13 protein-coding genes are annotated in these 11994 nt (G+C 63.3%); 11 read left to right on the top strand and 2 right to left on the bottom strand.

Annotated features, from left to right (window positions below; translation table 11 throughout):
• Positions 1-55: 55 nt before the first annotated feature.
• The 8 genes from ACWPWQ_RS10965 (at position 56) to ACWPWQ_RS10930 (ending at position 6787) form a co-directional block, all read left to right on the top strand.
• On the top strand, positions 56-796 hold the full coding sequence (locus ACWPWQ_RS10965; protein WP_025326267.1) for a heme ABC transporter permease: 741 nt from the start codon (positions 56-58) through the stop codon (positions 794-796).
• 2 nt (positions 797-798) lie between these two features.
• Complete coding sequence (gene ccmD, locus ACWPWQ_RS10960) at positions 799-1005, top strand: heme exporter protein CcmD (RefSeq protein ID WP_106887463.1); 207 nt, start codon at positions 799-801, stop codon at positions 1003-1005.
• Positions 1002-1493, top strand: a complete 492-nt coding sequence (gene ccmE / locus ACWPWQ_RS10955; protein WP_025326269.1) for a cytochrome c maturation protein CcmE — start codon at positions 1002-1004, stop codon at positions 1491-1493. Before ccmD ends, ccmE begins: the two co-directional genes overlap by 4 nt.
• Before the next feature lie 165 nt (positions 1494-1658).
• Entirely contained in the window at positions 1659-3614 is a 1956-nt protein-coding gene (locus tag ACWPWQ_RS10950) for a heme lyase CcmF/NrfE family subunit (protein WP_454009768.1), read from the top strand.
• On the top strand, positions 3611-4141 hold the full coding sequence (locus ACWPWQ_RS10945; protein WP_139435269.1) for a DsbE family thiol:disulfide interchange protein: 531 nt from the start codon (positions 3611-3613) through the stop codon (positions 4139-4141). Before ACWPWQ_RS10950 ends, ACWPWQ_RS10945 begins: the two co-directional genes overlap by 4 nt.
• Before the next feature lie 11 nt (positions 4142-4152).
• The gene (locus ACWPWQ_RS10940) at positions 4153-4632 is read left to right on the top strand and encodes a cytochrome c-type biogenesis protein (protein WP_319916494.1); all 480 of its coding nucleotides are present in this window, start codon (positions 4153-4155) and stop codon (positions 4630-4632) included.
• Entirely contained in the window at positions 4629-5897 is a 1269-nt protein-coding gene (gene ccmI, locus ACWPWQ_RS10935; protein WP_454009767.1) for a c-type cytochrome biogenesis protein CcmI, read from the top strand. The genes ACWPWQ_RS10940 and ccmI overlap by 4 nt, the downstream gene beginning before the upstream one ends.
• Before the next feature lie 80 nt (positions 5898-5977).
• Positions 5978-6787, top strand: coding sequence for an MlaA family lipoprotein (locus ACWPWQ_RS10930; RefSeq protein ID WP_454009766.1), 810 nt, complete (start codon positions 5978-5980; stop codon positions 6785-6787).
• Positions 6788-6890: 103 nt separating this feature from the next.
• Here ACWPWQ_RS10930 and sodB read toward each other — a convergent pair whose 3' ends face one another.
• Positions 6891-7475: a superoxide dismutase [Fe] gene (sodB, locus tag ACWPWQ_RS10925; protein ID WP_005331469.1), complete on the bottom strand. Its 585-nt coding sequence runs from the start codon at positions 7473-7475 to the stop codon at positions 6891-6893.
• A gap of 287 nt (positions 7476-7762) precedes the next feature.
• On the opposite strand from sodB, the gene ACWPWQ_RS10920 reads away from it, so the two are divergent.
• Positions 7763-8107 carry a Grx4 family monothiol glutaredoxin gene (locus ACWPWQ_RS10920; protein WP_139435261.1) on the top strand — a complete coding sequence of 115 codons (345 nt, stop codon included), beginning with the start codon at positions 7763-7765 and terminating at the stop codon, positions 8105-8107.
• A gap of 64 nt (positions 8108-8171) precedes the next feature.
• Here the strand turns inward: ACWPWQ_RS10920 and ACWPWQ_RS10915 are convergent, their stop codons facing one another.
• The gene (locus ACWPWQ_RS10915; RefSeq protein ID WP_247625826.1) at positions 8172-9383 is read right to left on the bottom strand and encodes an RsmB/NOP family class I SAM-dependent RNA methyltransferase; all 1212 of its coding nucleotides are present in this window, start codon (positions 9381-9383) and stop codon (positions 8172-8174) included.
• 211 nt (positions 9384-9594) lie between these two features.
• Between ACWPWQ_RS10915 and ACWPWQ_RS10910 the strand changes: the two genes are divergently transcribed.
• Both ACWPWQ_RS10910 and ACWPWQ_RS10905 read left to right on the top strand, forming a co-directional pair.
• Positions 9595-11571, top strand: coding sequence for a reprolysin-like metallopeptidase (locus ACWPWQ_RS10910; protein WP_454009765.1), 1977 nt, complete (start codon positions 9595-9597; stop codon positions 11569-11571).
• Positions 11568-11891 (top strand): hypothetical protein, encoded by a 324-nt coding sequence (locus ACWPWQ_RS10905; protein WP_139435256.1) that lies wholly within the window; start codon positions 11568-11570, stop codon positions 11889-11891. Before ACWPWQ_RS10910 ends, ACWPWQ_RS10905 begins: the two co-directional genes overlap by 4 nt.
• Positions 11892-11994 lie beyond the last annotated feature (103 nt).

The raw sequence follows: 11994 nt of genomic DNA, 5'->3' as shown, positions 1-11994 counted from the left end.
TGGGTATGGTAGGCCTCGCCACTTAAAAATTAATAACTGAAAGGTTCTGTGAGCTATGTGGAAATGGTTGCACCCTTATGCCAAACCCGAGCGCGCCTATGGGCTGGCCGGCACCCTGCTGCCCTGGTTTGTCGTGACAAGCCTGCTCGCCTTCATCATAGGCACCGTCTGGGGGCTGGCCTTTGCCCCCGCCGATTATCAGCAGGGAGACTCTTTCAGGATCATCTACATCCACGTGCCTGCCGCCATCCTCTCCATGGGGGCCTACTCCACCATGGCGGTGGCGGCCTTCATCGGCCTGGTGTGGCAACTGCGGATGGCGGACATGACGGTGGCGGCCATCGCCCCGGTGGGCGCCGTCTTCACCTTCATCGCCCTCTTCACCGGCGCCGCCTGGGGCAAGCCCATGTGGGGCACCTGGTGGGTGTGGGACGCGCGCCTCACCTCCGAGCTCATCCTGCTGTTTCTCTACCTCGGCGTCATCGCCCTCTACAACGCCTTCAGCGACAAGGTAGTGGCGGGGCGCGCCGCCGGCATACTGGCGCTGGTGGGGGTGATCAACCTGCCCATCATTCACTACTCGGTGGAGTGGTGGAACACCTTGCACCAGGGCGCCTCCATCACCAAGTTTGACAAGCCCTCCATCTCCCCCGAGATGCTGTGGCCGCTGCTCATCATGATACTGGCGTTTGCCACCTTCCTCGGGGCCCTGACCCTGATGCGGTTTCGCAACGAACTCCTGATGCGGGAGTGGCACCGCCCCTGGGTTGCCGACATCGCCAGACAGGAGAAGTAAGCATGCACTTTGCCTCATTCAGCGACTTCATGGCCATGGGCGGTTACGCCTTCTACGTCTGGCTCTCCTTCGGCCTGACCGCGCTCTGCCTGGTCGGCATCGTCATTTCCACCCGGTTGAAAACCCGCAGCCTGCTCGGCGAATTGCGCAACAAGCAGGCCCGCGAGGCCCGTCGCAAGGCGGCCCAGCAGATGGAGAACACCCTATGAACCCGAGACGCAAGAAACGCCTCACCATCATTCTGGCCATCAGCCTGGGCCTCGCCAGCGTGACTGGCCTAGTGCTCTATGCCCTCAGCCAGAACATCGATCTCTTCTATACCCCGAGCGAATTGGTGGAGGGCAAGGGGCCGGACAAGATCAAGCCGGAAGAGGGTCAGCGCCTGCGCATCGGCGGCCTGGTGGTGCCGGGCTCGGTGCAGCGGGATCCCCAGAGCCTCAAGGTGGCCTTCAAGCTGGTGGACAACGGCGGCCATCTGGTGACGGTGGAGTTTGACGGCATATTGCCGGATCTCTTCCGGGAAGGGCAGGGCATAGTCGCTCAGGGCACCCTCAAGGATGCGACCACGGTGGCCGCCTTCGAGGTGCTGGCCAAGCACGACGAGAACTACATGCCGCCGGAAGTGGCGGACGCCACCAATGGCATGCACTTCAAGCCCGAATATACCGAGGCGCAATTGCAGGGGGCCAAGCAATGACGTTGGCAGCCTTGACCTTGTGTTCACCTCGTTTCGCCGCCGGATCGGTATGTCTCACAGCGCCATCGAAAGGAAATAGTCAATGATCCCCGAAGTAGGGCAGTTCTCACCGTCTCATGCCTGTGCACCGGTTCTGGTCGCGGCGCAATTGAAAGGAAGTCAGCCATGATCCCTGAACTGGGGCAATTCGCACTGATCCTGGCCTTTGCCACCGCCCTGCTGCTGGGGAGCTACCCGCTGATCGGCGCCCGACTGGGGCGTCTCGGCATGATGTCGGCGGCCCGTCCGCTCGCCTACAGCCAGTTCCTGCTGCTGCTGCTCTCCTTCCTCTGCCTCACCTGGGCCTTCGTCGACAACGACTTCACCGTGCAGTATGTGGCCACCAACTCCAACAGCCTGTTGCCGTTGCAGTACCGCATCTCGGCGGTGTGGGGGGCTCACGAGGGTTCCCTGCTGCTCTGGGTGCTGACCCTGGGGGGCTGGACCGCGGCCGTGGCCCTGTTCAGCCGCAGCCTGCCGCTGGATGCGGTGGCGCGGGTGCTGGGGGTGCTCGGCCTCATCTCGGTGGGCTTCACCGCCTTCGTGCTGTTCACCTCTGACCCCTTCACCCGCACCCTGCCGTACTTCCCGGTGGATGGGCGCGACCTCAACCCCCTGCTGCAGGACCCGGGTCTCATCTTCCACCCGCCGATGCTCTACATGGGCTACGTGGGCTTCTCGGTGGCCTTCGCCTTTGCCATCGCCTCCCTGATGACGGGGCGCCTCGACGCCACCTGGGCGCGCTGGTCCCGTCCCTGGACCATGGCGGCCTGGGTCTTCCTGACCCTTGGCATAGTGCTCGGCTCCTGGTGGGCCTATTACGAGCTCGGCTGGGGCGGCTGGTGGTTCTGGGATCCGGTGGAAAACGCCTCCTTCATGCCCTGGCTGGCGGGCACGGCCCTGCTCCATTCCCTGGCGGTGAGCGAGAAGCGCGCCACCTTCAAGGCCTGGACTGTGCTGCTGGCGCTCTCGGCCTTCTCCCTGAGCCTGCTGGGTACCTTCCTGGTGCGCTCCGGCGTGCTGGTGTCGGTCCATGCGTTTGCCTCCGACCCGACCCGCGGCCTCTTCATCCTGGGCTTCCTGCTGGCGGTGATAGGCAGCTCCTTGCTGCTGTTCGCCTTCAAGGGCTCCCAGGTGAAGAGCCACGGCAAGCACGAGCTCTGGAGCCGCGAGACCCTGCTGCTTGGCAACAACATCCTCTTGGTGGCAGGCCTGCTGACGGTGTTGCTCGGCACCCTGCTGCCCCTGGTGCACAAGGAGCTGGGGCTTGGCAGCATCTCCATCGGCACCCCCTTCTTCAACCACATCTACAGCTGGCTGATCATCCCGTTCGCCCTGCTGCTGGGGGTGGGGCCGCTGTTCCGCTGGCGCCGTCAGGAGCTCGGTGAGCTCAAGGGCAAGGTGGTGCTGGCCCTGGGGCTGAGCCTGGCCGCCGCCCTGCTGCTGCCGCAGCTCTTCGCCGGGGAGTTCAAGCCCTGGGCCGCGCTCGGCATCGGCCTGGGCAGCTGGATCATCATCACCAGCATCCAGGAGACCTGGGTGCGCGCCACCCACAAGCACGGCTTTGCCACCGGGGTACGCAAACTAGGCAACAGCCACTGGGCCATGATCCTCGGCCACGTGGGGCTCGCGGTCAGCATCATCGGCATCGCCTGCACCCAGAACTACAGCATCGAGAAGGACTTGCGGATGCAGGCCGGCGATCGGGTGCACTTCGCCGACTACGAATTCGTGTTTGCCGGCATCAGCGAAAAGAACGGCCCCAACTACGACGGTTTCAAGGGGGTGCTGGAGGTGCACAGGAACGGCAAGCAGATAGCCCTGCTCAAGCCCGAGAAGCGGATGTACAAGGTCAGTCGCATGCCGATGACCGAAGCCGCCATCGATGCCGGCTTCACCCGGGATCTCTATGCGGCGCTGGGCGAGCAGCTCGACAACGGCGCCTGGGCGGTGCGGATCTACTACAAGCCCTTCGTGCGCTGGATCTGGTTCGGCGGCGTCTTCATGGCCATCGGCGGCGTGCTGGCCATGCTGGACAAACGCTACCGGTTCGGCCGTCGTGACGAGGAGACCAAGGCATGAGCAAGAAGACCTGGCTGTTTCTGCTGCCCTTCATCATTTTCCTGATGGGGGCCGTGTTCCTGTTCAAGGGACTCTACTCGGACCCCACCAAGCTGGAATCCGTGATGGTGGACAAGGAGGTGCCCGTGTTCACCCTGCAGGACATCTACGACCTCGACAAGCAGCATGACAGGAGCATCTTCAAGGGGCGTCCCATGCTGCTCAACGTCTGGGCCACCTGGTGCCCGACCTGCTATGGGGAGCACACCTACCTCAAGCAGCTGGCGGGGCAGGGCATTCCCATCGTCGGCATGAACTACAAGGATGAGCGGGACAAGGCCATCAAGTGGCTGGCGGAGCTCGGCAACCCCTATGAGGTCAACCTCTACGATCCGGACGGCATGCTGGGGCTGGATCTGGGGGTCTACGGCGCCCCCGAGACCTTCTTCATCGACAGCCAGGGCATCATCCGTTATCGCCACGTGGGGGACGTCAATCCCGAGGTCTGGGCCTCGACCCTCAAACCCATCTTCGAGGCCATGAAGTGAGGGCAACTCTGATGAAAACGCTTATTGCATCCCTGTTGCTGCTGGCGGGCCTGCTGGGTGCCGGCCAGGCTCGCGCCGCCATCGACGTCTACACCTTCGACAGCGATGCCCAGGAGCAGACCTTCCGCGAGTTGACCAAGGAGCTGCGCTGCCCCAAGTGCCAGAACCAGGACATCGCCGACTCCAATGCGGGGCTCGCCAAGGATCTGAGGGACAAGACCTACCAGATGGTGCGGGACGGCAAGGACAAGCAGGAGGTGGTGGATTACATGGTGGCCCGTTACGGCAACTTCATCCTCTATGATCCCCCCCTGATGGCCTCCACCCTGATCCTCTGGCTGGGCCCCCTGCTGGTCATCGTCATCGGTGCCGCCACTGTGGTGGTGCGCAGCCGCCGTGCCCCGGCGGCGACAAAACGAATGGATAACGCCCTGAGCGAAGAAGAGCGGCGCCGTCTGGCCGAGCTGCTCAAAGAGGAAGAGAAACAATGACCGCATTTTGGATAGTGATCGCGGCCCTGCTGGCGTTGGCGAGCCTGGCGCTGATCCTGCCGCTGTGGCGCGGCGAGGGTCGCCAGAGCATCAGCCGTTCGGCCCTCAACAAGCAGCTCTACCGTCAGCGTCTGCGGGAGATAGGCGAGGAGCGTGAGCAGGGGATACTGGCCGAGGAGTCCGAGTCTCTGGTGGAGCTGCAACGCAGCCTGCTGGACGACATCCCCGACGTGGAGCAGAGCGCCCGCGGCGGCAAGAGCCTGATCTGGATCCCGGGTGTGCTGGTGCTGGTGGTGGTGAGCCTGGGGCTTTATTACCAGCTGGGGGCCTGGCAGGAGGTGAGCCGTTGGCAGGATGCCAGCAGCCGTCTGGGTGAGCTCAGTAACCGCATCCTGGTGGAGCGGGATGCCGAGGTGACAGAGCAGGATCTGCTGGATTTCACCTTAGGCCTGCGTACCCGCCTCAAGGATGAACCGAACGACTACCGCGGCTGGCTGCTGCTGGGGCGTCTGACCCTGGATGGCAACGACCCCGAGATGGCCCGCGAGGCGCTGGAGCGGGCCTACTCCCTGGCCCCGCAGAAGGCCATGGTGGCGGTACCCTATGCCCAGGCCCTGATGATGACGGGGGAGGAGGCCAGGGCGGATCAGCTGCTGCAGGCGGCCATCGCCCAGGATCCGGCCAACATAGAGGCGCGTTCGGTCCATGCCTTCATGGCGCTGCAGAAAGAGGACTTCCAGACCGCGCTGGTGCGCTGGCGAGCCATGTTGCCGCTGCTGGAGCAGGGCTCGACCCGTCACGCCATGGTGGAGCGCTCCATCGAGTATGCCGAGCAGCAACTGCGTCAGCGCGGCATCGCCGTGACAGCCGCACCCGCCGCCCAGGCCGAGCAGGGCAAGGCCCAGGTAGTGGCGGTGAAGGAGGGAGAGTATCCCCTGCACATCACTCTGGCGCCGGGCATCCAGCTGCCGGAGGATGCCCACCTGTTCGTCTTTGCGGTGATCCCCAATGGCCCGCCCATGCCCATCGCTGTCAAGCGCATCCCGGGTCCGCAGTTGCCCCTCACCCTGTCACTGGGGGATGGGGATGCCATGATCGAGGGGAGCAAGCTGGCGGCCTATCCCGAGCTGCAGTTCAAGGCTCGCCTCTCCCGGGGCGGCAACGTCATGAACAAGGAAGGCGCCTTCGAGGGGGTCTCGGTCACAGTGCCGACCACCACCATCCCCACAGCGCCGATTGACATCCGCATCGATCACGCACTCTAATACCCCCTTGGCCCGACCCCGGGACGGGGCGGGCCTACCTATAATCCATAAAGATTCCCAAAAAAGCTTAGGACTTTCATATGTATCTGCGTTCAGGAGCATTGGCAGTGGCACTGTTGTTGGGGGGTTGTGCCGGTGGCCCTCCCAAGCCGGGCCCAGAGAGCCTGGATCTCAACGAAACCCCCAGCCGCCCAGAGGCAACCAGCACGGCCAGCGATCCCCGTGACCCCTTCCAGGGGGCGAACCGGGCCATGTGGGCCATCAACTACGACGTGCTGGAGCCCTACGTGGCCCGCCCCGTGGTCCATGGCTATGCACGCTATGTGCCGCAGGGGATGAAAGACGGCATCGACAACCTGGTGGAGAACTTCGACGAGCCGAGCAGCATGATCAACCACCTGCTGGTCGGCGATCTGAAGGGGGCGGGGACCAACCTGGGCCGCTTCACCCTCAACACCACCATAGGTCTGCTGGGGATCTTCGACGTGGCCAAGCATGCCGGCCTCGAGCGCAACATGCTGGAGATGGATACTGTGCTCGGCAAGGCGGACATCGGGGATGGTGCCTACATCATGGTGCCCGTCTACGGCCCGACCACCACCCGCGAGCTGGTGGGGGATACCATTGATACCGTGTACTTCCCCTACGCCCTGCTGACCTTCCCGCTGCGGGTGGTGCACTGGGCGCTGGATGGCCTGGGCACGCGCTCCAAGCTGATCGATCAGGAGCGGATCATCGACAATGCGCTCGATCCTTATGCCCTGACCAAGGACTTCTACCTGCAGTACAACGACGGCAAGGTGACGGGTCGCCAGCCTGAGCTCAAGCAGCAGGGCCAGCAGGAGGATGACAGCAGCCTGGACGAGTATCTGGACGAGATAGACCAGTAACGACCCATGGTTATCAGAAAGGCGCCCATGGCGCCTTTTTCGTTGCCTGTTCGCCATAAAAAAACGCCCCGCAGTGCGGGGCGTTTTGGCAAGAAAGAGGCTATCAGGCAGCCAGGTTCTTGGCCACGAATTCCCAGTTGACCAGGGCCCAGAAGGTTTCCATGTACTTCGGACGCAGGTTGCGGAAATCGATGTAGTAGGCGTGCTCCCACAGGTCGACGGTCAGCAGCGGGGTGGTCCCGGCTTCGGTCAGCGGGCAGCCGGCGTTGGAGGTGTTGACGATGGCCAGGGAGCCGTCGGCTTTCTTCACCAGCCAGGTCCAGCTGGAACCGAAGTTACCGATGGCAGACTTGGTGAACGCATCCTTGAACTCGGCGAAGGAGCCGAACGCCTTGTTGATGGCATCGGCCAGGGCGCCGGTGGGCTCGCCACCGCCGTTCGGGGAGAGGCAGTGCCAGTAGAAGGTGTGGTTCCAGATCTGGGCGGCGTTGTTGAAGACACCGCCAGTGGAGGTCTTGATGATCTCTTCCAGAGACTTGCCTTCAAACTCGGTACCCGGCACCAGGTTGTTCAGGTTGACCACGTAGGTGTTGTGGTGCTTGCCGTGGTGATATTCCAGGGTTTCCTGGGAGATGTGCGGTTCCAGAGCATTGATTGCATAGGGCAGAGCGGGAAGTTCGAAAGCCATTTTCTACTCTCCATTGGCTGGGCCGTGCGAAGGCTACGGTTGCAAGACATTGCGTACTCTTTTCTATGTTGAAAAGAATTGTTCTTGAAATGATGGGGCCAGGCGGCCCAAAGCCCGTCGATTGTAGCAGCATCAAAGATGGGCGAACAACTCTTGATTCTCGCCATGATCCGGATCAAGCTGCGGCGTATTGATTCATCACTTCTTGCATCCGGGACGGTTTGCCAGTTTGTGGTCTGCCCGGTTTGCAGTAGAATGGCCGCCGAAATCGCTCTAGTGAGGCATTTATGGAAACTATTGAAAAGATCAAACAGCAGCTGGCTGAGAATCCCATCATCCTGTACATGAAGGGATCCCCCAAGCTACCCAGCTGCGGTTTCTCTGCCCAGGCCTCCCAGGCCCTGATGTCCTGTGGCGAGCCCTTTGCTTACGTCGACATCCTGCAAAACCCGGACATCCGTGCCGAGCTGCCGAAATTTGCCAACTGGCCGACCTTCCCGCAGCTGTGGGTGGAAGGTGAGCTGGTCGGTGGTTGCGACATCATGATCGAGATGTTCCAGGCTGGCGAGCTGCAGACCCTGATCAAGGAAGTCGCCGCCAAGCACAAGCAGGATGATGCCGCCGCCGAATAAGGTCGCATCCCATCATGCAAAAAGGGGAGCCATTGGCTCCCCTTTTCTATGGGTGCGCAGGGCCTTAGGCGATCCGCTCGATCCGTGCCATGTAGAAACCGTCGAAACCGGTCTCGGAGGGGCTGACGGTGTGGTCATCCCGCAGGCGATAGTTCTCGTTGGCCGCGAGGAACTTGTCCACCTGCTGGCGGTTCTCCTCTGGCAGGATGGAGCAGGTTGCATAGACCAGCAGACCGCCCACCTTCACCATCTGGCTGTAGCGCTGCAGGATCTCTTCTTGCAGGGCGACCAGCACCGGCAGACGCTCGGCGGTGTCGCGCCACTTGGCATCCGGATTGCGCTTGAGCACGCCAAGACCGGAGCAGGGCACATCCAGCAACACGCGATCGGCGCTCTCCTTGAGGCGCTTGACGGTCTTGCTGCTGGTGATGACCCGGGTCTCCACGTTGTGGGCACCGGCGCGGCGGGCGCGCTGCTTGAGGTTCTCCAGCTTCCACTCTTCCACGTCCATCGCCAGCAGGCGGCCCTTGCCTTCCATCATGGCGGCGATGTGCAGTGTCTTGCCACCGGCACCGGCGCAGGCGTCGATGACCCGCATGCCCGGGGTCACTTCCAGGGCGGCGGCGACCAGTTGGGAGCCGGCATCCTGCTGCTCGAAGCAGCCATCGGCAAAGGCCTTGGTGCGGAACAGGGCGGCATCCGAGGTGACCTGCAGGGCAGTCTCCACCCCGTCAACCGGAATGGTGGTGACATGCTCTTTGGCCAGAATGGCCTGCAGCTCTTCCCGGGTGCACTTGAGGGTGTTGACCCGCAGGTAGCGCTTGGGCATCCAGGCCAGGGCGGCACGCTCGGCAGGCCAGGCCTCCCCCAGCTGCTCGCTGCCCAGCTTCTCCAGCCAGCTCGGGCAACCATCCATCAGCACCGGGTTCTTTTTGGCCTCGGTCAGACGGCGACGGAATGCCTCTTCATTGAAGCGATCCAGGGTCGGGTTGTTGGGCTGGGCAATCTTGTGGAAGGCGTGCCAGCTGTGCAGCAGCGGCCAGACATTCTTTTCGGCCTGACGGACCTGGATGCCGGTCAGGAAGCAATAGAGGCTGAGACGACGCAGCAGGTCGCCGGTGACCAGGGCAATCCTTGCCTGTTCTTGCGGTTTGAGTTCGATGCCGGAGAAGTGACGGGCATAAGCGCGGTCCAGGGTGAGACCCTGACCGAGTACATCGTCAACAATGGCAACGACCAGATCCCCGAAACGGGGCAACAGTGGGGATTTGAGCATGAGATTAACCTTGGCCAAAAAAGGATGAACCGGCCCGTGACACAGGAGGGTTCTGAAACGGACAAATCCGCGCCATGATAGGGGCTAGACTGCATTGGTGCAACCGTCCCCATTCGGGGAATGTACAGAGGATGGGGCTGGACTTCTCACCCTGGCAGGAAAATGATGCTGAGGCAGTTCAGGCGAACGCATGGAAAAAGGAATTACAAAGATGCAGTTGATGAAATACTCTCCGCTGGCGTTGCTGGTGGCCGGTCTGATGAACGCCACCGGCCTGGCCGCCAGTGAGTGGAATACGGTGGCGGCGCGGGCCACCGCCGCCGATGGCTATGAGGTGCGGGCCAGCCAATATCGCATTGCCACTGTGCCGGCCGATCACTTCGCCGGTTTGCAGGGAGGGGAGCCCCGACTGACCCTGCCGCTGCCGGATGGCAAGGAGGTCACCTTCAACCTGCAGGCCTATGATCTGCTGCCATCGGATCTCGCCGCCAGGTATCCCGGCATTCTGGCATTCAAGGGGTATGACGAGTCCAATCCGATGGAGACGGGGCGCTTCGATCTCGGTCCCCAGGGGTTCCACGCCATGTTCAGCCACCAGGGCCGCATGGTGTTCGTGGACCCGCTCAGAAACGGTGAAGGCTACGCCATCTATTACCAGCAGGATGCCCACAGCCGGCTGGAGGAAGAGGCGGACAGGGTCATCGGCTCCCAGGCCAAGGCGCTGGCCCGTCAGGTTCTGGTGGATGGCAACGAGCGCAAGCTCTACGTCATCGCCATCTCGGCGGCGGGGGAGTACACCCAGTATCACGGCGGCACCGTAGAGGCGGGTCTCGGCGCCATCGCCACCCTGCTCAACCGGGTCAACGAGGTGTACCAGCGTGACGTCGCCGCCGAGTTCCAGCTCGCCAGCGGCAACGACACCATCATCTTCACCGACACCGCCACCGATCCCTTCAACAACGATGACGGTGACATAGATGCCAACGTCACTGTGCAGCAGCAGGCACAGAGCCAGGCTGGCACCAAGCTCGGCCCCTTCGACATAGGGCACGTGGTCAACACCGGGGGCGGCGGCCTGGCGGGGCTGGGGGTGCTCTGCACCGCGGAGAAATCGGCGGGCATGACGGGTTCCCCCGATCCGGTGGGGGATGCCTTCTTTATCGACTACGTGGCCCACGAGATTGGCCACCAGTTCGGCGCCGACCACACCTTCAACGGCACCACAGGCAGCTGCGGCGGCGGCAACCGGGAGGCCAGCCAGGCCTGGGAGCCCGGCAGCGGCAGCTCCATCATGGCCTACGCGGGGATCTGTGGGGAGGAGAACCTGCAGGCCAACAGCCTGCCCTACTTCCACAGCAAGTCCATCGAGCAGATGCGAGCCCACATGGCCACGGTCGCGAGCTGCGGCACTCCCCAGCGCCTGACCAACAACGCGCCCCAGGTCGCCGCCGGCAACGACTATGTGATCCCGGCCAACACCCCCTTCGTGCTCAAGGGCGCCGGGGCGGATCTGGATCAGGATCCCCTGAGTTACACCTGGGAGCAGATCGATCTCGGCACCGAGTCCTTCAGCGTCGCCAGCATGGTGGACGACGGCAGTCGCCCGCTGTTTCGCTTCGTGGCGCCGACCGCGTTGCCGGAGCGTACCCTGCCAAGCCTGCCCTCCCTGCTCACCAACACCCTGGCGAAGGGGGAGGCCTGGCCTGCCACCAACCGGGATCTCAACTTCCGCCTCACGGTGCGGGATGGCAAGGGCGGTGTCGCCAGTGACGACATGAAGATCCAGGTGGTCAACACCGGCAAGGCCTTTGCCCTGACCAGCCCGCTGGTGACCCCGCTGGGAGCTGGCACCAGCCAGACCATCAGTTGGGACGTGGCCGGCACCAACGCGGCCCCCATCAACTGCAGCAAGGTGGATCTCTCCCTGACCCGGGACGAGGGGGTGAGCTGGACCCTGCTCGCCAGCGGCCAGCCCAACTCGGGCTCGGCCAGCGTCACCATACCCGCAGGCAACGACGGCACCGCCAGGCTGAAGGTTGCCTGCAGTGACAACCTCTTCTTCGCCATCAGCCCGCTCAAGCTGTCGGTGACCCAACGTGGGGAAGAGGGCGGCGGTGGTGGCGGTGGCGCCCTCGGCTTCTGGACCCTGGCCCTGGCGCTGCTGGGCTGGCAACGGAGGCGGGCATGAGGCTGGCCGGCGTGCTGCTGCTCGCCCTGCTCGGCGGCTGTCAGGCCGATGCCGACACCCTGGATCAGGCGGTCAGTGCCAGCCTGGCAAGGCAGGACTACCGGCTGATAGTGCGGGCCGGTCGTGGCGAGGTGGCACCCGGCATCGCGGCGGATCAGCAGGCGGCGGCCAAGGCCCGCTGCGGCGTGCGTTATCTGGAGGGGCTCGGCGATGTCATCAAGCCGGATCAGAAGGAGGCCCACGCCAGGCTGAGCGCCTATGCGGCGGAATATAACCGGCAAATGCTAGCCCATTGCCCGCCGGTTGACGGCAAACCATAGGCAGGCGGCAAGCTGCCGGCAGAAAAAGGGAGGCATAGGCCTCCCTTTGTGTTTCTTGTGCCGGCATTTGGCCGCCCCCAGGCTTGTACCCATGGCGTGCTCG

The organism is Aeromonas sp. Marseille-Q7275, from assembly GCF_965119515.1.
This window is presented reverse-complemented; position numbering and strand designations above follow the sequence as displayed.

Excerpts from the sequence above, each read along its gene's own strand:
- ccmD (WP_106887463.1), top strand. The coding sequence starts at position 799 with ATGCACTTTGCCTCATTCAGCGACTTCATGGCCATGGGCGGTTACGCC.
- sodB (WP_005331469.1), bottom strand. The coding sequence starts at position 7,475 with ATGGCTTTCGAACTTCCCGCTCTGCCCTATGCAATCAATGCTCTGGAA.
- ccmI (WP_454009767.1), top strand. The coding sequence starts at position 4,629 with ATGACCGCATTTTGGATAGTGATCGCGGCCCTGCTGGCGTTGGCGAGC.
- ACWPWQ_RS10920 (WP_139435261.1), top strand. The coding sequence starts at position 7,763 with ATGGAAACTATTGAAAAGATCAAACAGCAGCTGGCTGAGAATCCCATC.
- ACWPWQ_RS10950 (WP_454009768.1), top strand. The coding sequence starts at position 1,659 with ATGATCCCTGAACTGGGGCAATTCGCACTGATCCTGGCCTTTGCCACC.
- ccmE (WP_025326269.1), top strand. The coding sequence starts at position 1,002 with ATGAACCCGAGACGCAAGAAACGCCTCACCATCATTCTGGCCATCAGC.
- ACWPWQ_RS10945 (WP_139435269.1), top strand. The coding sequence starts at position 3,611 with ATGAGCAAGAAGACCTGGCTGTTTCTGCTGCCCTTCATCATTTTCCTG.
- ACWPWQ_RS10930 (WP_454009766.1), top strand. The coding sequence starts at position 5,978 with ATGTATCTGCGTTCAGGAGCATTGGCAGTGGCACTGTTGTTGGGGGGT.
- ACWPWQ_RS10940 (WP_319916494.1), top strand. The coding sequence starts at position 4,153 with ATGAAAACGCTTATTGCATCCCTGTTGCTGCTGGCGGGCCTGCTGGGT.
- ACWPWQ_RS10965 (WP_025326267.1), top strand. The coding sequence starts at position 56 with ATGTGGAAATGGTTGCACCCTTATGCCAAACCCGAGCGCGCCTATGGG.
- ACWPWQ_RS10910 (WP_454009765.1), top strand. The coding sequence starts at position 9,595 with ATGCAGTTGATGAAATACTCTCCGCTGGCGTTGCTGGTGGCCGGTCTG.
- ACWPWQ_RS10905 (WP_139435256.1), top strand. The coding sequence starts at position 11,568 with ATGAGGCTGGCCGGCGTGCTGCTGCTCGCCCTGCTCGGCGGCTGTCAG.
- ACWPWQ_RS10915 (WP_247625826.1), bottom strand. The coding sequence starts at position 9,383 with ATGCTCAAATCCCCACTGTTGCCCCGTTTCGGGGATCTGGTCGTTGCC.